At 42.8% G+C, this 23,457-nt stretch carries 17 protein-coding genes; 14 read left to right on the forward strand and 3 right to left on the reverse strand.

The genetic code is table 11. The features are described 5' to 3' along the window. Positions 1-111: 111 nt before the first annotated feature. The 3 genes from chlG to NC996_RS23285 all read right to left on the reverse strand — a co-directional run bounded on the left by chlG (position 112) and on the right by NC996_RS23285 (position 2,494). Positions 112-1,104, reverse strand: coding sequence for a chlorophyll synthase ChlG (gene chlG, locus NC996_RS23275; protein ID WP_190684723.1), 993 nt, complete (start codon positions 1,102-1,104; stop codon positions 112-114). A gap of 91 nt (positions 1,105-1,195) precedes the next feature. Then, on the reverse strand, positions 1,196-2,293 hold the full coding sequence (locus NC996_RS23280; protein WP_190684726.1) for an ArsA family ATPase: 1,098 nt from the start codon (positions 2,291-2,293) through the stop codon (positions 1,196-1,198). Positions 2,294-2,299: 6 nt separating this feature from the next. Then, complete coding sequence (locus NC996_RS23285) at positions 2,300-2,494, reverse strand: DUF2862 domain-containing protein (protein ID WP_190410406.1); 195 nt, start codon at positions 2,492-2,494, stop codon at positions 2,300-2,302. A 439-nt stretch (positions 2,495-2,933) separates the two neighbouring features. On the opposite strand from NC996_RS23285, the gene NC996_RS23290 reads away from it, so the two are divergent. The 14 genes from NC996_RS23290 (at position 2,934) to recF (ending at position 23,269) form a co-directional block, all read left to right on the forward strand. Beyond that, complete coding sequence (locus tag NC996_RS23290; protein WP_190684728.1) at positions 2,934-3,779, forward strand: ABC transporter permease; 846 nt, start codon at positions 2,934-2,936, stop codon at positions 3,777-3,779. Positions 3,780-3,823: 44 nt separating this feature from the next. Further along, entirely contained in the window at positions 3,824-5,068 is a 1,245-nt protein-coding gene (locus NC996_RS23295; RefSeq protein ID WP_190684731.1) for an ABC transporter ATP-binding protein, read from the forward strand. A gap of 73 nt (positions 5,069-5,141) precedes the next feature. Continuing rightward, positions 5,142-6,416 carry a polysaccharide pyruvyl transferase family protein gene (locus tag NC996_RS23300; RefSeq protein WP_190684734.1) on the forward strand — a complete coding sequence of 425 codons (1,275 nt, stop codon included), beginning with the start codon at positions 5,142-5,144 and terminating at the stop codon, positions 6,414-6,416. Between the two features lie 115 nt (positions 6,417-6,531). Further along, positions 6,532-7,401, forward strand: coding sequence for a glycosyltransferase family 2 protein (locus tag NC996_RS23305; RefSeq protein WP_190684737.1), 870 nt, complete (start codon positions 6,532-6,534; stop codon positions 7,399-7,401). Positions 7,402-7,555: 154 nt separating this feature from the next. Continuing rightward, on the forward strand, positions 7,556-10,435 hold the full coding sequence (locus tag NC996_RS23310; protein ID WP_199303028.1) for a glycosyltransferase family 2 protein: 2,880 nt from the start codon (positions 7,556-7,558) through the stop codon (positions 10,433-10,435). Continuing rightward, positions 10,428-11,441 carry a class I SAM-dependent methyltransferase gene (locus NC996_RS23315; RefSeq protein ID WP_190684740.1) on the forward strand — a complete coding sequence of 338 codons (1,014 nt, stop codon included), beginning with the start codon at positions 10,428-10,430 and terminating at the stop codon, positions 11,439-11,441. The genes NC996_RS23310 and NC996_RS23315 overlap by 8 nt, the downstream gene beginning before the upstream one ends. A gap of 452 nt (positions 11,442-11,893) precedes the next feature. Further along, on the forward strand, positions 11,894-13,219 hold the full coding sequence (locus NC996_RS23320) for a glycosyltransferase (protein ID WP_190684743.1): 1,326 nt from the start codon (positions 11,894-11,896) through the stop codon (positions 13,217-13,219). Between the two features lie 125 nt (positions 13,220-13,344). Beyond that, entirely contained in the window at positions 13,345-14,049 is a 705-nt protein-coding gene (locus tag NC996_RS23325) for a hypothetical protein (protein WP_190684746.1), read from the forward strand. A 91-nt stretch (positions 14,050-14,140) separates the two neighbouring features. Next, positions 14,141-15,076, forward strand: a complete 936-nt coding sequence (locus NC996_RS23330) for a glycosyltransferase family 2 protein (protein WP_190684749.1) — start codon at positions 14,141-14,143, stop codon at positions 15,074-15,076. A gap of 84 nt (positions 15,077-15,160) precedes the next feature. Beyond that, positions 15,161-16,468 carry a glycosyltransferase family 1 protein gene (locus tag NC996_RS23335; RefSeq protein WP_190684750.1) on the forward strand — a complete coding sequence of 436 codons (1,308 nt, stop codon included), beginning with the start codon at positions 15,161-15,163 and terminating at the stop codon, positions 16,466-16,468. 492 nt (positions 16,469-16,960) lie between these two features. Continuing rightward, positions 16,961-18,034, forward strand: coding sequence for a glycosyltransferase family 1 protein (locus tag NC996_RS23340; protein WP_190684753.1), 1,074 nt, complete (start codon positions 16,961-16,963; stop codon positions 18,032-18,034). Between the two features lie 165 nt (positions 18,035-18,199). Further along, entirely contained in the window at positions 18,200-19,090 is an 891-nt protein-coding gene (locus tag NC996_RS23345; RefSeq protein WP_190525338.1) for a lipid kinase, read from the forward strand. 65 nt (positions 19,091-19,155) lie between these two features. After that, on the forward strand, positions 19,156-22,002 hold the full coding sequence (locus NC996_RS23350) for an HAD-IC family P-type ATPase (protein WP_190684756.1): 2,847 nt from the start codon (positions 19,156-19,158) through the stop codon (positions 22,000-22,002). 106 nt (positions 22,003-22,108) lie between these two features. After that, positions 22,109-23,269, forward strand: coding sequence for a DNA replication/repair protein RecF (recF, locus tag NC996_RS23355; RefSeq protein WP_190433608.1), 1,161 nt, complete (start codon positions 22,109-22,111; stop codon positions 23,267-23,269). Positions 23,270-23,457 lie beyond the last annotated feature (188 nt).

Genomic DNA, 23,457 nt, shown 5'->3' on the forward strand with positions numbered 1-23,457 from the left:
AGTTAAGTCACTGGGATAGGATTGAGACATCGCTCTCTTAACGCTGTCGAATCAACATATTGCTATTGACAGGGTATCGTTATGAGAGCTTTTTTACTTTTCAGACATCCTCTAATAAGCGGCGTGACCTAACGCCAAACCAGCAACAAGCATTCCTAGAACTAGGAAAGGTTGAGCGCTTGCCTGATATTTCACATCATTTTTCAGGGGATCGCGCAGAAAATACATATCCTGAAAAGTGATTTGGGGGATGATGAGTAATATCAAGATTGCCCCATAAAGATTTTGGTGGATGCTAATTAAATAGGCGGCAATTCCAGCTTGAAAGATATCGATCATCAGCACGCATATCCAAGCAGCCGTGCCAACGCCAAACATCACCGGAAGCGATTGTAGACCAAGTTGGCGATCGCCTTCAACGCTTTTGAAGTCATTCACCACCGCAATTCCCAACCCCGCCAAACTGTAGAACAGGGTCAGAAGAATAATTGTAGGGTTTAACTCGCCAAACAGCGCGTGACCAGTCCACCAAGGCAGAGCAATGTAACTGGCACCCAGAGCGTAATTGCCCAGCCAGCCATTTTTCTTCAGCTTCAGCGGTGGCGCAGAGTAAATATAGGCGAGAAACGTACCGCCCAAGGCAATGCAGGTGATGGTAGGAAAATCATGCCCCGCCCATCTATCTAAAACGTAGGAAAGCCCTAACCCCGCAAATAACAGTACCAAAATTTGCGTCACCACTTGGGGAACAGAAATGGCACCAGAGGGAATCGGACGGTAGGGTTCGTTAATCGCGTCGATATCGCGATCGTAAAAGTCATTTAAAGTTTGGGTATACCCAACTAAAATAGGTCCCGACAGCAGCATACAAGTAGCGGCTTTCAGGACATTTTCCAACGTCCAAGTGTATTCACCCGAAGAAGCCGCACCGCAGACAACGCCCCAAATCAAGGGAATCCAGGTAATCGGCTTCATCAACTGCAAGCGAATTTTCCAGATAGAAGTCTCGCCAGGAGCCGCACCTTTCATGCCCAGCAGTTGCCGAGTTTTCGCACTCCGCTCAGATGGGTTGTTATCGGTTGTTTGTTGTTTGTCGGTTGTCATTTGCTAATGGGTAATAGGTAATAGGTAATGGGTAACGGGTAATGGGTCATTATCAAGTACCCATTACCCATTACCAATTCTCAATGACCAATTAGAACGAAATCGCCAAGTAACTATTTTGAAATTTAGCGCCTTTGACGGGTTGACCGCTCAACTGGGGGGGCAATGAGATATTGCGCCGCTGATCTCCCGCTTCGATGGTGACTTCAGGGCCGTACTGGGTGAGTTTTACCTGCTTTTTATCAAAACCAGGCAAGAATAGACGTACCTGACGACCTGGAATGTCAATCTCAATAGGTTTGGGCAGCCCGGATACTTGACGCAAATCCGGGAGGGCGTCTATTAGTGGTTGCCAGTCACCCAGTGGTGAGCTGGGAAGGGCGCTGACCGCAAGTGGGGTAAAGTTTTCTGAAATGGCTTCTGTGACCGATTCTTGGTTGAGCAGAACGCCTCCCACGGTCAGCCCGACTTGTTGGGCACTGCCCCAAAAATACTGGGCGGTGGCAACAGCAGTTGGCGCACCCGTCGTTACCAAATAGGCAGCAACGCGGTTGGGATCGGCGACTGCGGCTCTCCCTCGCTCTAGCAGATTGTTCACCTCATTGGTGGGCTGTTGGGCAAAGTTATCCCCAGTCCATGACACATTGAGAACAGCGCTGCTGATGGGTTGAATAAAGGGTGAAACGGTTCTCCACAGGTCGGAATCTTCCACCACTTTTCGGAACCGGCGAATATACCAGCTGAGTATCTCTGGCATCCCCAGCATCCGCAAGGTGGTCTGGTCGCCGCTGCCGTCGTAGATAATGACGTCGTACTTGCCACTGGCTTCGTACTCGCGGATGGCGTTGAGAGCCAGGGCGCTGTCCATCCCTGGCAGAACGCCCAACTCCTGACCGTAGACATTTTTCAGCAGAGGCGTCCGTAGATACTGCGCTTCCAGTTTTTTGACTTCTTCCCAGCTGCGTTCGAGTAGCACGGCAGACTGGAACTGTACTACCTGTAAATTTTGAGCCAGTTCCTGGGGATCAGGGCTAGGGGACGCCCCCAGGAGCAATCCGAGGGTGGGGCCGGGGTCTTGTCCGGCAAGTAGCACTCGCGCTCCCTTGCTTGCCAGTTGTTTGGCGGCGGCGATCGCGACTGTGGTGCGACCCGTGCCGCCTTTGCCCAAAAACGTTAAAATCAGGGCCATCTGTTCTTATTGTGCGGGTTTCAGTTCATCTTCAAAAAACCAAGTGGTCGAGTTGTCGTCAAATTGCACGACGACCCCAACGCCACTACCATCCGTCATTTTGTAGCCTTTGATGGTGCCAACTTTCCCCAGTTTATTAACAACGGCGGGAGAAACCCTGTCTCTGAGGCGGTATACTTTTACTTTCTGACCGATCTCCATTGCTGCTCCGATGCAAATGAACCATTCCGAATCATTCCACAGTTTAGGGCAAAACCTCGGAGATTGGTTTGCTTAAGTGGTGGCGAACCGAAGGTCGTCCTCTTAGGACCTCGTTTTCTTTTGGTTCAGATCACCTCTGAATCAATACCCAAGGACGGTATTTAGACCCGAACTCTAGTTGCTCTACCGCTTTGGCATAGCACCAAGATGACCTTGAGGCTGCTAAGCTTTACCTCGGCAGAAGCTTGCCACTCGCAAAACTTCTGCTTGTATTGCAGCAAATTTCCTATATCATCTTTAACTTAATAGACTAGACTTGTTACAAAATCCAACAAATGCCAAAAAGCGACAATGGGAACTCTAAGGTTTGACTCAGCTTCATAGAAAAAAGTGGCTTCGTGTTTTGGTTGTGAGAGAGTAGCGGGATTTGTTGAAGTCGATGAAAGCAGTTGTTCGCAAAGCTGGCAGAGTGAGGCGTTGGCTGCCGGTTAATGACCTGTGGTGGGCAAAGCTGGATTTGTTGAGAACCCTGGTGCGGCGGGATTTGGAAGCGCGATATAAGGGTTCAGTTCTAGGCAATTTTTGGCCTTTAGTTAATCAGCTGTCGCAGTTGCTGATTTACACCTATGTTTTTTCGATTGTCTTGCAGGTAAAGCTAAGCTTGAAGGGTTTGCCAGCAAATAATATTACCTATGGTTTATGGCTATTTGCGGGGTTGCTTCCTTGGATTGCATTTAACAGTGGGCTTACCCAGGCAGCGAGGTCAGTGATAGGACAGCCAAATTTGGTGAAAAAGGTAGTGTTTCCGCTGGCTTTATTACCGCTGGTGCCAATTTTATCAACGTTTATTGAAATTTCGCTTGGATTGATGGCATTGATTGTGCTGGTGGCGGTGTCGGCTGGAACTCTACACACGACGTTGGCACTGTTGCCTCTAATTTGGATATCGCAGTTATTGTTAACGGCTGGCTTGGGTTATTTAGTGGCAGGACTGACAGTGTTTTTGCGGGATATTCCTCAAACGCTGACAGTTATCTTAAATCTTTGGTTTTACATGACACCCCTGATCTATCCAGCTTCAGCAATTCCAGAGCAATGGCGAGGCTGGGTGTTTTGGTTGAATCCTATGGCAGCGATCGCAGAGGTATATAGAGATTTGGTGCTGGTAGGAGAGGTGCAGCACTGGCAAGAATGGATAGTCGTTACAGTAGTTTCTGTTGTGATGTTTTCTGGAGGCTTATGGGTGTATAGAAAATTACGTCCGGCATTTGCTGATGTACTCTAGTTGTAGCTGAATGTAGGAGTTATGGTGTTTGCGGCAGTTGTGTCATGAGTGAGATTGCCATTTCTTTGAAGAATATTTCAAAGTGTTTCAAACGGTATGCACATCCTGTAGATCGATTGAAGGAAATTTTGTTACCAGGTCACATTTATGCCCAAGACTTTTGGGCGTTGCGAGACATTAATCTAGAGGTCCTTAAGGGGCAAACTGTTGGAATTATTGGTCGTAATGGCTCTGGTAAGAGTACCTTATTACAAATTATTGCAGGCACTCTGACTCCAACTTCGGGTAGCATTGAGGTAAATGGCAGGATTGGCGCATTGCTAGAATTAGGCAGTGGCTTTAATCCTGAGTTCACTGGTCGAGAGAATGTATTCCTAAATGGAGCTATCCTGGGGCTGAGCCGCCAGGAAATGGAGCAGCGATTTGATGAAATTGCTGCTTTTGCTGACATTGGTGATTTTATCGATCAGCCAGTTCAAACCTATTCCAGCGGTATGATAGTGCGCCTTGCCTTTGCTGTATCTGTCAATATAGAACCTGATATTTTAATTATTGATGAAGCGTTGGCGGTGGGCGATGCCCCTTTTCAGTTTAAATGCTTTGAGAGATTAGAGCGTTTAACTAAATCCGGAGTCACAATTCTATTCGTTTCTCACGATATTGGAGCTGTTAAACTGCTTTGCGAACATGTGCTTTATCTTGCTAAAGGCATTGAGAGAGCTTCTGGAGCAACAGATGAAATGGCTGAATTATACTTTCTAGATGTGAGTGCTGAACAGAAGCAAGCTCTATCAGGCAATTCACCTATAAAATTAAAACACTCTATTAGAGAAACTAAAGGAATTGCATATGGAACAGATGAAGGTAGAATTGTAAATGTAAAATTTACAAGCATCGTCGGTTCACATTCAGTTTTTACAATTGGAGAGTTAATTCAGTTTGAAGTAGAAGTCGAATTTAGCGATTCTATTAAACATCCTTGTCTCAGTTTAAACGTCATAAACCATAGAAGTATTAACGTTGGTGGAGAACTATTTCATATTTATAACCAATCCAGAATTAATGGCATATATAAATCCACTGTGATTTGCTCTTTTATCGCTAATCTGGCGGAAGGTCCTTACTTTTTAACGATAAAACTTGAAGAGCGCAAATCTGACAGTAGCTTTTTTATTATAGATAGACAAGCAAACGTACTATCGTTTGACATAATGCGTTCAAGCCGCAAATCATTTTTAGGGTGGTTTAATTTGCAAATAGAATGTTTGGAAAAGGAGGTAAAAGTATAGAAATTAGTTTTGATAGTCAAAACAAAAAAAGTTTGCCTAATAATACACATTTTTTTCGATTAAAATAACTGCAATGAAGATACTTATCGAGCAAGGCAGTCATCCCTTGGGGAATATGGGTGATATAGCAATGCTTCAAGTTACGGTAGCAAGATTAAGGAGTTTGTGGCCTAGTGCTGTGTTTGAAATTTTTACAACTGTACCAGATAGACTCTCAAACTTTTGTTCGGATGCATATTCTCTATGGCCTGCTGGTCATAATATTTGGTCGCATCCGCTTTTTGACAAACTCTATGAAAATATACCTAATTCGGTTGTTCAAAATTTTCTGAAACTTGAATGGAAGCTTCGTTATATATCACCTTTATTAGTGACGTCCATCATCCAATTCAATCTTAAAGCTCAACAGATAGAAAATAAGAATTTTAATTCATTGCTACAGACGGTTAAAGCATCTGACCTAGTAGTTGCTTGTGGAGGTGGCTATATCACTGATGTATTTGAAGAAAAAGTTACTTCAGTTTTAGGATTTTTGGGTTTGGCGACAGCACTTGGTAAGCCAACAGTCATGCTTGGGCAGGGCTTAGGGCCACTTCAAAATCCAAAACTACGCCTTCAGGCAAAGGCAGTGCTTCCCCATATAAATCTAATTAGCCTTCGGGAGAGTCGTGCTGCCATTCCCTTGCTTAACTCACTGGGTGTATCCCCTAAGCGGATTGTCACTACCGGGGACGATGCAATTGAGTTGGCATATGAGGCACGAAGTCAAAAACTAGAAAATGGTATTGGCATTAACCTGCGGATAGCTAAATACTCAGAAGTGAATAGCAATCTTCTGGAAATAGTTCGTGCATCTGTACAGGATAGCGCTAGGAAAAAAGGTGCTCCATTGATTCCAGTCCCTATTTCACACACAGTTTTTGATGCCAAGACAATTCAGATGTTACTGGCAGAATATGATGATACATCTGATGGGGGACAGAGCCTTGATACGCCCCTTAAAGTTATTGAACAAGTAAAACATTGCCGTGTCGTCGTTACTGGAAGCTACCATGCAGGTGTCTTTGCCCTAGCTCAAGGAATACCTGTTATCGGTTTAGCGAAGTCTCAGTACTACAAAGACAAGTTTCTAGGACTAGCAGATCAATTTGGGGCAGGGTGTGATGTTATTCTTTTGGAAGACGAGCGCCTACGAGACAAGCTAATGAGCGCTATTGATAATGCGTGGAGGTTATCGGAAACAATAAGACCGCAGTTATTGGAATCTGCGAAGCGTCAGATAGAGTTGGGTCATGATGCCTATCGTCGAGTTTATAACTTAGTAGAGTCTGGTAGTGCTAAATCGTAAAGTTCACGCTATCAGAGTTGCTATATTGGTTACTTGTGCAGAATAACAGCCTACACCTCGTTATAACAAAGTCAAAATTGCCAACTACTCTTATTAAATCGTTAGGTAAAGATAGATGCAGGGATTGTTGGATTGGTTGAGAGCTGGGAAATCCAAAAGGTTTATCAGAAGAGCATCGAACATAAAACCTGCTCATTTCCGTGTTAGTACGATCATCACATCCTTGAATCAAAAGAACTACTTGATTGAAGCTATCGAAAGCGTCATTCATCAGACAATAAAGCCCCATGAAATTATTATTGCTGATGACTATTCAACCGATGGTTCAGTAGAATTGATTTTAGACTACATGAACCACTATCCTAAGTGGATCAAAGGAGTCTTTCAGCAGAAGAATCTTGGAATTCCAAAAAATAGAAACGCTGCTCTGCGACAAGTCACGGGAAATTATGTTGCTATTCTGGATGGTGACGATCGTTTCTTTCCTCACAAGCTGGAGAGGGAGTTAGCAGCATTACAAAAAAATCCAGCAGCCAAGTGTGTGTATAGTAATTTACTTTTTATTGACGCTCAGGGTAAGCCAATTAACTTGCGCGATCGCGAGGAGCAACCTTCGGGCGACATTTTTCATTATGTTGCAAAAGGAACGTTTGGCATACTCCGAAGCATGGTCATAGATTACTCACTGCTACAAAAAGTTGGTTTCATGGATGAAAGGTTCCCAAAATATGATGGATTTGATCTCACTGTACGCTTAGCAAAGCAAGCTCAGTTTGCCTATGTTTCAGAAGCTCTTGTAGAAAAGCGAGAATATCCAACTAGTGATTCTAAAAGGCTTGCAGCAGAAGAACACCTACATGATTTAGAGGGCATATATGAGAAAATACTGCCATTACTAGAAGACATTCCTATTGCCGAAAAAAGGAATATTCAAGAAATATGGTCTCAGTATTTACGCTATTGGCATACTTGTAGTGTCATGTAATTCATAACGAAGGATCGATCTTTGTTATGCTTTTCACAACGAATAAAAAAATATAAATTTACATACAAATAAGTTTAAAATTTTGTTGAAGGGGTTTAATGATTGAACGAATGCAAAATATCATAAGCATAGCTTTAGCTTTATTTTAATTGTTATGGATTCTTCTATCAATCTAGCAGTCATATACGCTTTTGCCCGCTCTGGGGGAACCTTAATCAACCGTTGTTTGGGCTGTATACCAGGTAATATTGTTCTCTCAGAAGTGAATCCTCATGCCTCAGTTGTCCCCATTGAAGTTCAGGCACGAGACTGGTTCAAGTTGTTGTCACCCATAGATTTTCCTGAGTTTGCTAAGAAAAGCTATGCAGAAAAAATACAGTGGCTAACAACATCTGTGCAACAGCAGGGCAGCCATTTAATTATTCGAGACTGGGTAACTTTGAACTTTTTGGCTAAGGCCAGCAATGACATATACGTCCCTAGCGTATTTTTAGAGCAAGAACTGTATCTCTCACATTATGGTTTTAGCTGTCGTCCTATAGTGTTAACACGTCGTTCTGCTGATGTTTATGAATCTATAACACGCACCTTTGAACAGTTCCGAAACTTATCCGTTCAAGAATTTGGGGCTTATTACTTAGCTTATGCACAAGCAGTATCGACGTATCCAGTCTTTCACTACGAAAATTTTTGCCGAGAACCGGAAAAAGAGCTGAAACGAATATGTGATACTCTTGATATTAACTATAATGATTCTTTTCTCACCGAATTTAGTAAATTTGAGTATTGCACGGGAGATAACACTCTTCTCACTTCTAGTAGAGGAAATAAACTGGAGAAGATAACTGTCATGAAGAGCAACCATGAGTGTGAAGCCTATCTTGCAGCTAGTTTAGATGCAGACTGCCAGCAAGCAGATAAGTTGTTAGGTTATGAAAATATGGAAGTTGAACAAAAAGTCGATGCTCTTTGGAAAATCATTGAGTTTCGTGACAAAGCGCTTAGCCAAGCAACTGATTTACGGCACCAGATTGAGGAACAATGGCAGCAGAATCAGTCCCTCCTCGAGCAGACTCAATCACAACTAGAGCAGACTCAGGCAGAGTTAGAAAATTTTCAATCTCAGTGGCACCAATCTCAAGTAGATATAGAATACCGTAGTCAAGAGCTGCAACGTTTAGACGTAGCTTTAGCACAGGAAAAGTTTGCTCGACAGGAGTTACAGGATAAAAACTCTACATTAGAAGTATCCTTAGCCGAGCAAAAGCAGTTAGTTAGTCACCTAAAAGAACAGCTGCACTCACTTAATGTGGTGCGAGCGCGCCTAATCGATGAATTATATCAGTCGAATAACCACTTAAAATATACAATTGCTCAGCTACAAGATTCTAACAACCACTTGCAGAATACAGCTAATGGATTGCAATTTACTAACAACCATTTACTAGAAGAACTTGCTTTTCTAACAACTAATAAAGCAGCTATTAGAAAACTAATTAAGACATTTTTGAATAAAACTGGTTTATATAATTTTATTTACCGAAATTATAACTTATTTGTTCCTATTTATAATCTGTTATTCCGCGATCGCTGGAAGCCATCTACAATTTTTCGTTCCAACGCCTCTATCAGTATTTCCCCATTTTCCGAAGTTCAAACTTCCGGACAAGACCTAGTGAATGCTAGCATTGAGACTGACTCACCTAGTATTGAAGCTTTTATAAATGCCAGGATTCTTGGAGAGCATGTTAATTTAGAAACATCTGAGTTTTTATCTAACTGCTTAGCGGAAATTAATAAAGTTCTTTGTATCGATCCATCAGAAGAGACTTTACATTTTTTAAATCTACTTTCAAAAACCAATTCGAAGGTAACGTGTATAAATTCTAAAGGTTATCAAAACAATTTTCTCGCCTATGGTTTTGAAACCCTCTCTATAGAACTAAGTGAGTGGATGATTGCAACAGACAGAATAAATTTTGGTGATTATGACTGCTTGTTGCTAAATACACAGATTCCAGAAGAAACTCTCCTGCTGCTTAAAGGCCGTTTGTCGCCCAAAAATAAAGTTATGGTTTTTGGTGTTACTTCAAACGATCGCCTACTTAAATTAGGATGGGAATCTCCACATACTATAGTCAAAGGATTACACCTTTATGACACCCCCCCAGAGGCTTGGCTAAATGCATTTCGTGAAGAATCAACCTTAGATGCACAGTTGTTACAGTGGCCTTGGAATTACTCCGTTCCTCAAGTTCCTTCAACCTTGCCGTCTGGAAAACCTTGGCCCAAAATATCCGTTGTTACAGTCAGCCTCAATCAAGGAGCTTATCTAGAAGAAACCTTGCGCTCTGTACTTTTGCAAGGATATCCCAACCTTGAATACATAGTGATTGATGGTGGATCTAGCGATAATACTCCGACTATTCTAGAGCGATACCGTTGTGAACTAGCTTATTGTGTAAGCGAACCCGATCGAGGGCAATCTCATGCTCTTAATAAAGGTTTTAGTCGTGCCACTGGTAATATCTTGGCATGGCTTAATAGTGATGATCGATATTTACCGGGGGCGCTTTTCCGAGTAGCTATGGCTTTTGACACTTATACTACAGACATAGTAGCTGGAGGCTGTCTGCTTACTCTAGGAAATAACCAAAGACCCTTCAAAACGCATCATAACGCTATGCCAGTTGGCAAGGTAGTTTCTCTGCCTCTTGAGCGACTACTAGACATTGATGGTTCTTGGCAAAAAGCAGACTTTTTCTATCAACCAGAAGTTTTTTTTACACGAGAAATTTGGGAACGCTCCGGTGCCCAAGTTGATGAAAGCCTGTTTTACAGCATGGACTATGAACTTTGGGTGCGAATGGCCTATTATGGAGCTAATATAGTTCACATTCCAGATTCCCTGTCACTTTTTAGACGCCACGAACAGCAGAAAACATATGGTGATCATCTACCTTTTATAGATGAGCTAAAAGAATTCAATGCTAAATTCAAACAAAATCTTGCAAGAGTAAAAAAATATGACTAGAGAGGAGTTAGACTTTGGGAATTATATACATCGTACTGGAGCAGTTAATACAAGCAACCAAAGTGAGCCTTTTGAAGATAGTCCAGTAATACCTCTATTCTCCGAAGAGAAATTAGAAGAGGCTGTAGTAACCCTTAGGAAAATCTTGGAAAAAGATGATTTTCCTCAAACAAAGGAGGCCCTAAAAGGAGAAATAGCAAGACGCATTCAATCTTTTTGTCCTCATTGGTTTCAAAGAATCGATTATCCAAATCACAACATAACGTCCACTTCCAATCATAATTGGGCTTTTATAGATGAAGGGGGTGTTAATACTCTAGGGAAAAAACTCACTAGTCAGGAAGCTTCTATTTTGCGTCCTTGGCCTAAATGGTTATACATCAAAGATATATTGCCCAATGTTGTCGGAAAATCGATACTAGAACTAGGTAGTTCAAATGGATTTTTTAGTTTTCGATTTGCTGAGCTGGGTGCATCTCACGTAACCGGAGTAGAAATCATTCAGCGTCAATATGAAAGTGCCGTATGGTCAGCCGATATACTAGGACACAAAAACGTTTCATTCATTAATACAGATGCTTTACTAGACTTGACTATTCCCAAGCACGATATTGTTTTCTTATCAGAAGTGCATAACCATTTTTTGTTTCCCTTTTTCGGGTTGCTCCGAGTTATTAACTTAGCCAAAGAAATGGTCATTTTTGATACAGGTGCTGTAGACATAAACGAGCATCGTTTGGATCTCCACTCGGGTTGGAAAAGCCAAAGTGGCAACCTAGTTTATCACAGCTTTCAGATGACAGATGGGCTGATAATGGATTTTCTCAATTTAGTAGGAATACCGCCTTACAAAGTCAAACGCTATAAAGCTCCATCTGACCATTATCATATTCTTTACGCAATTGACACGACAGAGATCGAACAGAATCGTCAAAAAATTGGCTATCCAGAATATCTCAGACAAATAGTTGAATTAAAGTTTAAAACGCCTACAAACCTCAGATGAAAACCCAAAAACACTGAAGAAGAGAACGTGCCGTTTATCTCAGCTAAAACAACTGGTTCTTGGCTAGATATGACTGGCTTACCCTACCTAAATGCTAATCAAGGTGTAAGTTAGTCTCTATATTTCCAGAAGGTGTCTTATCAGCCATACTTAGGCGCTCATTTTTACATCATGTAAATAATGTATAAAAAATATTCGCTCCTAGTGTGGCATTCTCCAAAAGAGGAATATTACTTTTTGAAGAACCTTGTATAGAGGGCTATATTAATAGAAGTAATAGCTCAATTTGTTCCTCAATTGATTGAATTAGCAGGCAACTCATTCAACCAGTATTAATATAAAAAAAATTAAGTCATTTATCAAGATTAATTATAAAAGTTTATAGGTTAAGGGAATCTTAAATTAAGTTATTACTCTCATTTTCTTTGAAAAAGAACAGGATATCTAACTGAATGATGAGCCTACAGAGTATTAAAAATAAACTTTCGAGTGGTCAGAGTCTGCGTATACTATTCATTAACGATTTAGGTTTTCAGTATGGAGCAGGGCTTGCTCTCTTACGTCAAATTCAATCGTTTCTTCTAATGGGTCATGATGTTGCAGCTCTCTGCTGGACGCCTGGTGCTGAAGAAGAGAATGTGCCTTTTATCCCAGCTAAAGCAACTGGTTCTTGGCTAGGCATGAGTGGTTTACCTTACCTGCACTCCCATTACGGTGTAAGTCAGTCATCGATTATCGATAGTATTGTACTGGAAGCAAGTCTTAGATATCCTGATGTGATAATTTTAGGGAACCTTCACGGTGCTGGGTGGTCGCTTAGGCTACTTCCCGCACTACAATCACTTGGGTGCGTAGTAATTGCATTTTTGCACGACTGTTATCTAATGACGGGTCGATGTGCCTACCCTGGAGAGTGCCATCGCTACGAAATTGGTTGTAATGACAACTGCCCTACCTGGGAGCAGTACCCGTCTCTTGCTCCAGACAAAATTTTTGATGAATGGGTTTTGCGGCGAGAAATATTTTGCGGTTCTCAGGGAGTTCCTTTAGCAGCCAATAGCCAGTGGACTCTCAAGATGGCACGACAAGCTCTGACAGGGCTTCACTATGCTGATTGTGTCTACTATGGATTGGATGAGCAGCTGTTTAGGAAAATAGATAAGTCCTTAGCTCGTCAGTTACTGGGGATTCCCCAAGACTGCTTTGTTATTTTGGGTGGAGCAGTCAATATGAGTGACAATCGTAAAGGTGGACAGCTCTTTTGTGAAATAGTATCCCAACTTCAACAGAAAGCACATTTTGTCGTTTTTGGTGCTAAATCTCATCAAATTAAGGGTGTTCAGGGCACTGGCCTACTACGAGACTACCGAAAAATGCCGCTCATTTACAGTGCTGCTGATATTTTTGTGGGAACTTCTTTGGAAGAAGCATTTGGTCAAACTTTCTGCGAAGCGGCAGCCTGCTCCTTACCTGTAGTAGCCTTCAATATTGGGGGTATACCTGAAATAGCGCGGCATGATGTCAATGCACGATTAGCAAATGAGATTAGCGCCAAAGCATTGCTTAATGAAATTGATTTTTTTATGAAAAGTCCAGCTAAATGTCAAGAATTTGGTAGGGCAGGAAGAACGATAGTAGAAGAGGAGTTTACGCTTAAAGCTCAGGGTGAACGTTGGATAGATTACCTGAAACGTGTAGTACAACTTGAGAAAACTGATGCATTAGGCGTTGCGGCAAAAGCTTCAGCAAGAAAGGAATCTTTTGCTAAATTTGATTAAGACAATAAAGAGTAAAATAATTTTCGGGACAATGATGAACACCCTAATTGATAGAAAGAGCGAAGATTTTAGCAACCTCAGCTACTCTATTTAACCCAATTCCAAGTAGTATCAAAGTTTAAACCATGATCTCAAGCATTAAGAAGATAGGCAAAAAAATTAAAGATTTAGGCCTAACAAGAAACCCTACAAGCTCAGAAATTTTCCTGAATAGATTCTACGAAAACTATTTTATTTGTGATTGGCTGCCTAATTCCAAATATAGTGTTTTCACGCAGTACGATCAAGAATACTACTTAAAACAAGAAGAAGCTTTTAAACACAAGTATCGTTGCTTTTTTGCTGTTTCCAAAACAATATTGCCTGAAAAGATTTTAGAGATAGGAACGCATGCTGGTTCCAGTGCTGATGCTTATATAAGCGCTAGTCCTAGTGCATCGTATATTGGTCTTGATATGTTTGGGGAAGGTATACGGCACGATAACGGCTTACCTTGGCAACCTTATGAGGTCGCCAAGCAGTTATTTCAAGAGCGAGGATTTAATAAATATGAGCTAATCAAAGTAAATCTACGAACATTAGTGCATCTGCCTAGTTTCTCTGATTTTGTAGTAGTTGATGCTGCTCATGATTTTGAAAACCAGTATGCAGATTTGAAGTTAGCTCTTACAGCTAGACCTGAATTTATTTTCGTTGATGACGTGGAAGGAGACGAAGTAAGACTGGCGGTAGAGAAGTTTTTAAATGAAGATTTGAAAGGTCGAGTGGAATATACTGTTAAAATCAACTATATAGGGGGAGGATTAGTCATTAAGCTTAATAAAGTTTAATATTTTTAATCAGTTGAGAATTGAATCCATGCTAGTGGGTAAAATTTTTAACAATTAATTTAGGAGTTAGATCATTTATCAATAACATAATATGAAAATTTCGATTATTACAGTCTGCAAAAATTCTGAAGAATCCATAGAGCAAACTATTCAAAGTGTAATATATCAAACTTATAAAGATATTGAATATATTGTTATTGATGGTGATTCAGAAGATAAAACTAAAGAAATCATTGCTCGTTATGATAGTAGCATTACAAAAATCATCAGTGAACCTGATAATGGATTGTATGAAGCCATGAATAAAGGAATCAATTTATCCACAGGTTGCTTTATACACTTTCTAAATTCAGATGATTACTTATACGACGCTAATGTAGTTAGTGATGTAGTAGATTTTATCTCAGCACATCCTAAGTGTGAATTTCTTTATGGGGATACACATCTCCGACCTAATCCTCAATTACATACAGAGACAGCGACTAGCGTTTGGAAGTCTCCGCTTCCAGACGATATTCCTGAAGCAATGATATACGGCGCTTTATTTCTTCAAGGTGCTATTTTTTTTAATGCAGATTTATTTACAAAATTAGGCTTGTTTAACGAAACTTACAAGATATCAGCAGATTATGAATGGTTTGCTAGGCTTATACAGCATACAGAAATAAATGTATGTTACTATCCTAGAACAATTTTCTCTTATTATCAAGGAGGATTATCTAGCGATATAAAAGCAACGCTTAGTGAAATGTTTAAAATTCAAAATCAAGTTCCATTATTTCAAACCGATTACTGGGTTAAAAAGAGAATTTCAAAATTACAAGATGGCATTATAGAATTACAAGAATTTATTCATAAAATCCAAGAACTTTCCGAGCAGCGTAGGGTTTTAATTTCTGCGCTAGAAAGCAAGATTACAGCAATAGAAATAAAAAATGCTGAGTTGGAAGGTAAAATAGAAGGCATGGAAAGTAGCAAATTCTGGAAGTTAAGGAAGGCCTGGTTCAAATTTAAAAGCGCAATTTAATGAACCAGGAAATATCATAATATCTAGATTAAACAAACTCATTCAAAAATTTAAAGTTCTATTTGCTTATAATTTGGTGTTCAAATGAGAGTTTTTATAGACTGCACCCATACAGCTAATCATACATATAAGAATACGGGTATCCATCGAGTAGTTCGCCAACTTACATTAGAGTTAACAAAACTTAGTTTGGCTAACTCTGATGTAAAAGCGATTTCAGTTAAATTTGACGGAAACTTTATTAGTAGAGTAACTTCTCTATATCCGGAAAATGACAGTCAGCCTGCTGAAAGCAATCAAGCTAGTAGCGCAATTCTTACTAAAATAATTAATAAATTTAATTTTTTAGTTTATAAAGCTAATAATAAAATTAGAAGAGTGTGGCCTTTTAAATATTTGCTTTACAAACCTTCAATTTCAACATCAAAAGAACCTGATGAATTTGAAGGAACTAAGCTTTCGCCAGAAGATGTTTACCTGATTGTTGATTCAAATTGGGATTTACCTAATTCGTACTACAACTTTTTGCAACGGTTGAAAAGCCACGGTGTAACTATTATATTAGTATGCTACGATTTGATTCCAATAAAATTCCCAGAGTTTTGCTCAAAGGATTTTTGTAAAACTTTTAGTGAATTTTTTATTCAGTATTCTCCTTTATTCGATAAAGTTATAGGTATATCTAGACAAAGTGCTAAAGATTACATTGAGGCAAAGGAAAAAGGTATACTGCCTAATACGAATTCCAATCAAGTAGTAACAAGTTTTCGCCTGGGAGCCGACTCTATTAAACATCAGAAATTTCAGAATATGGATGATAACGATAACAACAGTGAGAATACACAGCTTAAGTCTGTTCTGAATAAACGATATATTCTGGTAGTGGGTAGCTTAGTTCCTCATAAAAATATCAAAACTACTATTACAGCTTTTGACTTATTAGTAGAATCAAATGAAAACGTCCATTTAGTCTTTGCAGGAAATCGGGGGTGGGATTTAGAGACAGACAGACTAATTGAATCAAATAAGAACTATGGAAAACTTATACACATCTTCGGTTCAATTAGTGATTCTCAGCTACGACTTCTATATGAAAACTGCTACTGTCTAGTTCAAGCATCTTTCTATGAAGGATATGGATTACCGGTCGTAGAAGCATTGCAAAATTACAAACCTGTAATTGCAAGCACTGGTGGATCTTTACCCGAAGTGGGGGGAGACTTCTGTATCTACTTTGACCCAAATCAACCAGAAGAACTGTATAAATCTTTAAGCCAACTGCTTAGTTCAGACACGTACTACAATCAGTTAGTAACTCGGCTCAGGACGGAGTATAAACCTTTCTCTTGGCAAGAATCGGCCAAAGAATTACTTTCTCATCTATATGGGTAAAGCATTTATCTGTAAAAAATAAACCTGATTTTTAAATAAATATGTAAAATAAATTATAGCCAAGAGGGTAAGTATATATGCACAATTACTTGTACAACATTTTCTTGCTAAATAAGTCTTTCAATAGCATTTAGTGTGTAATTTAGTTCGCATATTTACGTAATATAGGAAGACAAGCTATGCTATTGGTAAAGCATTACCTACACCTAGTTTCAACTTCAGTCTTTTTGATTTCATAATTATTATTTTCCTCATTCAAATACAAAATAGCTACTAAACTATCTCCGCGATAAGGTTTGAAACGTTTATTCTTGACTCAACGACCTGCTGTTGTGTCAAATCAAAAGATGTGTATAGGGTAGGATAACCTGTGCGATCGCTACGGTTTCTCCGTCTTATTTTCCATGCGTTTATGTTACTTGTAGTAAAACCGTCGGTCGCCCTTGGTAAACTTTACGGCGTCTTCCTCTATTTAAAAAAGCGATACTAACCTTGCTGTCTCCACTCCTAGTCAATCTTTCCTTCATTTTTTCCCAACCGACTGGCATCAGCACCTATGCCATAAATCTTTTTCCGCACCTCCAGCCTCTCGAACCAACCTTACTGACAGCCCAAAATTTTCCCAACTATCGCTGCTATCCAGTTCCGTCGGATCTAACCCCCGCACAAGGGTCAAAAGGGCATTTTCGCCGTCTGCTGTGGACGCAGCGGCAGTTGCCCGAAATTTACAAAAAATTGAATTCTAGTTTAATATTTTCCCCAGTTCCTGAAGCGCCGTTGTATGCGGGTTGCCGTTCAGTGGTAATGGTTCACGATCTCATCCCGCTGCGGTTTCCTAAACGCTTTTCTCCCCTAACGCCCTACTTCCGCTACTATATTCCCCAGGTTTTAGCGCAAGCTGAGCATATTATTTGTAACTCTAGCTCCACCGCTCAGGATATTATTGATTTCTTCCACATTCCAGAAGATAAAATTACGCCAATTCATTTGGCTTATGACGTCAATCATTTTCGGTTTCTAGATATTCCTAGAAGCAATTATTTCCTCTACATTGGTCGCCAAGATCCCTACAAAAATATTGCTCGGTTAATTGACGCATTCGCTACTTTACCAAGTTGCCGTGACAATGAATTATGGATAGCTGGAGCTGGGGATAAGCGTTATACGCCTGTGTTGATGGTGCAGGTGGAACAGCTAGGTATAAAGAATCAAGTAAAATTTCTAGATTACGTTTCCTACGAGGTATTGCCGACGCTAATCAATCAAGCGATCGCTCTCGTCTTCCCTAGCCTCTGGGAGGGCTTTGGGCTGCCCGTCTTAGAAGCAATGGCGTGCGGCACTCCCGTGATTACTTCCAACCTCTCCTCGCTGCCAGAAGTCGCAGGTGACGCTGCCCTTTTAGTCAATCCCTATAACGTGGGGGAAATTGCCGAAGCCATGCAAGCTGTAGCGACGGATTCAGGGTTGCGATCGCGTCTTCGTCAAGCTAGTCTTGCTAGAGCCAGTCAATTTAGCTGGACAAAAACTGGACAAGCGACTGCTCAAGTCCTTCAGCGATATTTGTAACCACAGCGAAAATCATCAAAATTACAAAGTGGCAAATTGTCAAGTTAAGATTGGGGGTCAGCTCAAGATTCTCCTTCAAGCTTCAATTCCTCTTGCCTCCCCAGGTAGATTTCTTTTTATCAAAGGTTTGTCAAGATAATTGACAATTAATGGAAGAGGCTCAGCATGAACCGGCGAGCATTGTTGCTGCTAAATCGCCACGCACGCCGAGGAAAAGAAGGTCTATCAGAGGCGGTTGCCAAATTGCAGGAGTTAGGCTTTGACCTGCAAGAAGAGTCCACACAAAAGCCCCAGCAGATACCAGAAATTATCCGTCGTTACCGCGATCGCGTCGATCTCGTTATCATCGGTGGCGGAGATGGCACCCTAAATGCCGCCGCCGAGGGTCTGATTGACACGCAACTCCCGTTGGGCATCCTGCCTTTAGGAACAGCCAACGACCTGGCACGAACCCTTTCAATTCCTGTCTCCCTCCCCGAAGCTTGCGAGGTAATTGCAACAGGTCAAAAACAGCGAATTGACTTAGGTTGGGTGAATGGAAAGCACTTCTTCAATGTTGCTAGTCTCGGATTGAGCGTGCAAATTACTCAGCAGCTAACCAAAGAAACTAAGCAACGCTGGGGAGTCTTCGCCTATGCAGTCACCGCCATCCAGGTAGTTGGGCGATCGCGTCCTTTTCTAGCAAAAATTCGTCTCAATGGCGAATCTATTCAGGTGAGAACCGTTCAGATTGCCGTAGGCAACGGACGATATTACGGCGGTGGCATGACCGTTGCTGACGATGCTACCATTGACGATCAGCGCTTGGATCTGTACAGCTTGGAAGTTCAAAATGCATGGCAGATCGTCCGATTGCTACCTTCCATGCTAAAAGGAAAACAAGCAGAATGGCCTGAGGTGCGAAGTCTTCAAGGGCGGGAAATTGAGGTATCCACGCTAAAACCTCTCCCGATTAATACTGATGGTGAAATCACCACTTACACCCCTGCCAAATTTCGCCTAATTCCTAAAGCAATATCGGTTTTAGTTCCACAATCACCCCTACGCACTCCTTAAAATACCTCCCAGTCACCGGATTTAAGCCCTATGATTAAGTGCTAGTAGGTGTTAAAGCATTTCCCGTGACCCCATCTCCTTCACATTCAAAACCCGATCTAGCAAGCGTCTGGCATACTCTACCAGTGGACAAGACACTGGAGCAGCTAGCAAGCGACCCAGAAGTTGGTCTGACGACCCAGGAAGCCAAACAGCGGTTGCAGCAATACGGCCCCAACGAACTGCAAGAAACTGCGGGTCGAAGTACCTGGGAAATCTTGCTCGATCAGTTCAAGAACATCATGTTGTTGATGCTGATTCTAGTAGCACTGATTTCCGGGATTCTAGACCTGGTGGATTTACGCGCTGGCAGATTAGCCCCTGGTGAAATTCCCTTCAAGGACACAATTGCAATTTTACTGATTGTCATCCTTAACGGCGTCTTGGGCTATCTCCAGGAAAGCCGCGCCGAAAAAGCACTTGCCGCCCTCAAGAAGCTTTCCTCTCCGAAAGTGCGAACGATCCGCGATGGCAGACAATTAGAGGTGGACGGCAAGGATCTTGTTCCAGGAGACATCATGCTCCTCGAAGCAGGGGTGCAGGTTTCCGCCGACGGGCGTCTAATTGAAGAGTCAAATCTGCAAGTGCGGGAATCGGCACTAACCGGCGAAGCTCATCCATCAAGTAAGCAGGCAGCGGTGCATCTGAGTGAAGAAACCGCATTGGGCGATCGCATTAACTTAGTCTTTCAAGGCACTGAAGTCGTCCAAGGGCGCGGCAAGGTCATCGTCACCGGCACTGGTATGAAGACGGAACTCGGCAAAATTGCCGATATGCTGCAATCCGTCGAAGCTGAAGACACCCCGTTGCAACAGCGAATGACCCAGCTGGGCAACGTGCTGGTGACGGGTTCTTTGATCTTAGTTGCCATCGTCATCGTCGGCGGAATGCTGCATAATTTCTTCAGCCAGGGGCGTTGGAACTGGAATGTCTTGCAAGACCTTGTGGAAGTTTCTCTATCGATGGCAGTGGCGGTAGTGCCAGAAGGCTTGCCAGCAGTCATTACAGTGACGTTGGCACTGGGAACCCAGCGGATGGTACGCCGCCACGCACTGATTCGCAAACTCCCAGCGGTAGAAACCCTCGGTTCTGTCACAACTATCTGCTCGGATAAAACCGGCACCCTCACCCAAAATAAAATGGTGGTGCAGCGGGTAGACACGGCAAACCATACCTTCCGCGTTACCGGCGAAGGTTACATCCCTACCGGAGAATTTTATCTCGACGAGCGGCAGGTAGCCGCAGAGCAGTATCGGGATCTGCAAATCCTCATGCTTGGCTGCGTGCTTTGTAATGACGCCATGTTACAGCACGACAAGAATGAGTGGGCAATTCTCGGCGACCCCACAGAAGGGGCATTAATTGTCCTGGCTGGGAAGGGAGGAATTGATAAGGAACCGCTAAGCCGCCAAATGCGCCGCGTTGCCGAGTTTCCTTTTTCCTCCGAACGCAAGCGGATGAGCGCGATCTGCGAAGCGGGCGCTTGGATTCAAAACACGCCTTTTTCTAGCAGCCACCTGATGTTTACGAAGGGTTCTCCAGAGTTAATTTTGGAGCGTTGTACCCAAATTCAGGTAGGCGACCAGAGCGAAGTTCTGCGCGATGAGCAACGAACTCAAATTCTGGAGCAAAATAACCAGATGGCAAGTAAGGGCTTGCGGGTACTGGGATTTGCTTACAAGCCTTTAGAGACCGTTCCGCCCGAAGGATCGGAGGAAACAAACGAGCAAGAATTAGTTTGGCTGGGTTTAGTCGGAATGCAGGATGCTCCGCGTCCGGAAGTGCGGGATGCAGTCGCTAAATGCAAAGCGGCTGGAATTCGAGCCATGATGATTACTGGCGACCACCAGCTAACAGCACAAGCGATCGCCCAAGATTTAGGGATTGCCCAAGAAGGCGATCGCGTCCTCACAGGTCAACAACTGCAAAAGTTTAGTCCAGAGGAGCTAGATCAAGTCGTTGACGAAGTTAGCATCTACGCCCGTGTTGCCCCCGAACACAAACTCCGCATTGTTCAAGCCCTCCAGCGTCGCGGTAGATTTGTCGCCATGACCGGCGATGGCGTCAACGATGCCCCAGCACTCAAACAAGCCGACATCGGCATCGCAATGGGCATTACCGGCACCGATGTCAGCAAAGAAGCCAGCGATATGGTGCTGCTGGACGACAACTTCGCTACCATCGTCGCCGCTACCGAAGAAGGGCGAACGGTTTACAGTAATATTCGCCGCTTTATCAAATACATTCTGGGAAGCAACATCGGCGAAGTGTTGACCATTGCCGCCGCACCTCTGCTTGGCTTGGGGGGCGTTCCGCTCTCGCCCTTGCAGATTCTCTGGATGAACCTCGTCACGGATGGTTTACCCGCTCTCGCCCTTGCTGTAGAACCCGCAGAACCCGATGTGATGCGCCGTCCTCCCATGAATCCCCGCGAAAGTATTTTTGCCCAAGGGCTGGGTTCTTACATGGTTCGGATTGGGATTATCTTTGCGATTATCAGTATTGCTTTAATGGCATGGGCTTACAACTATACTCATGCACCAGGCTATCAGGGTGATCCAGAGGTTTGGAAAACGATGGTCTTTACAACCTTGTGTCTCGCTCAGATGGGACACGCTTTGGCGGTTCGTTCTAACAGCCGACTGACGATCGAGATGAATCCCTTTACCAACCTGTATTTGTGGGGAGCAGTGGTTGTCACCACGGCGTTGCAGCTAATGCTCGTCTACGTACCTCCTCTGCGTTCTTTCTTTGGAACTCACTACCTGAATCTTACTGAACTCGGTATTTGCATCGCCTTCAGTTCCTTAATGTTCGTTTGGGTTGAGATGGAAAAACTGTTTATCCGTTTTTTTTACAAAGGCAGACGGTAATGGGTAATAAGTAATGGGGAATTAGGGACTGGTTATTGGAAGAATCTAGGCTGAAAATAATCACCCATGCCCCATTACCCATTCCATTACTAATGATCCATTAGCTATGTATCTCAAAACCCTCCACTTGCGCCAGTTTCGCAACTACTTGGATTGTGGAGTTGATTTCGAGGCTCCTAAGACGATTTTGGTGGGGAATAATGCCCAAGGAAAATCCAATCTTTTGGAAGCAGTCGAGTTACTATCAACCCTCAAAAGCCATCGAGCCGGACGCGATCGCGACCTGATCCGCGAAGGCGCGGCGGACGGTAAAATTACAGCCACGCTGGAACGCGCTAACGGCTTAGTGGATCTGGCTTTAACCCTCCGCACTCAAGGGCGTCGTACCGCAGCCATTAACCAAGAAGCTTTGCGACGCCAAATGGATTTTCTCGGCGTCCTCAACGCTGTAGAATTCTCCAGTTTAGATTTAGATCTAGTGCGAGGTGCCCCCGAACAACGCCGCAACTGGCTAGATTCCATCCTCACCCAGTTGGAACCCGTCTACGCCCACATTTTGCAGCAATATAACCAAGTATTACGGCAGCGCAACGCCTTATTAAGACAAGAAGCGAGAAAAGCCCAACCTTCTTCTAGTAACAGGCAAGAGGAAATTTCCACCGATGGGGACTTGAATCGTGACTCAGAATTGGCGTTGTGGGATGTCCAATTAGCGATCGCGGGTTCTCGCGTTACCCGTCGTCGAGCCAGAGTCCTGACACGGCTGGCACCTCTCGCTCAGGCTTGGCACGCTAGCATTAGCGGTAGAGCTGAAGTGCTGGAATTAAAATATGCCCCCAATGTCACCCTGGAGAAGGAAGAACCCGAAGCGGTGCAACAAGCTTTTCTAGAGAAAATTCAACAGCGTCGGGTCGTCGAACGTCACCAAGGCACAACCCTCGTCGGTCCTCACCGGGACGAAGTTGAGTTTACCATCAACCAAACACCGGCAAGAATTTATGGCTCCCAAGGTCAGCAGCGAACCCTAGTCTTGGCACTGAAACTGGCAGAGCTAAAGTTGATTGAAGAAGTCGTTGGAGAACCGCCACTGTTACTACTTGATGATGTTCTAGCCGAGTTAGACCCAAACCGCCAAAATCAACTGTTAGATGCCATCCAAGACCGCTTTCAGACCCTGATTACCACTACTCACTTAGGTTCCTTCGATGCCCAGTGGTTGAATTCTTCTCAAATTCTCTCTGTTCAGGCAGGACAAATAAAACGATGAAGTTTGTTAGTTGCATAAGGACGGATTGAAGCCAAATATTTGTAAATAGCCAACTAGATGGATAAACCTGCACCTATAACAAGTCGTTCTTTCTCTTTTAGTGTTAATCGCTGGCTTGCAGCCTATAACCTTATTCTCAAATCCGGAGTCACCCTCAGAAGTCTCGTATCCACCAATATGTTCTAAAG

It is taken from the genome of Trichocoleus sp. ST-U2, assembly GCF_039961875.1.
Lineage (GTDB): Bacteria > Cyanobacteriota > Cyanobacteriia > Cyanobacteriales > FACHB-T130 > FACHB-T130.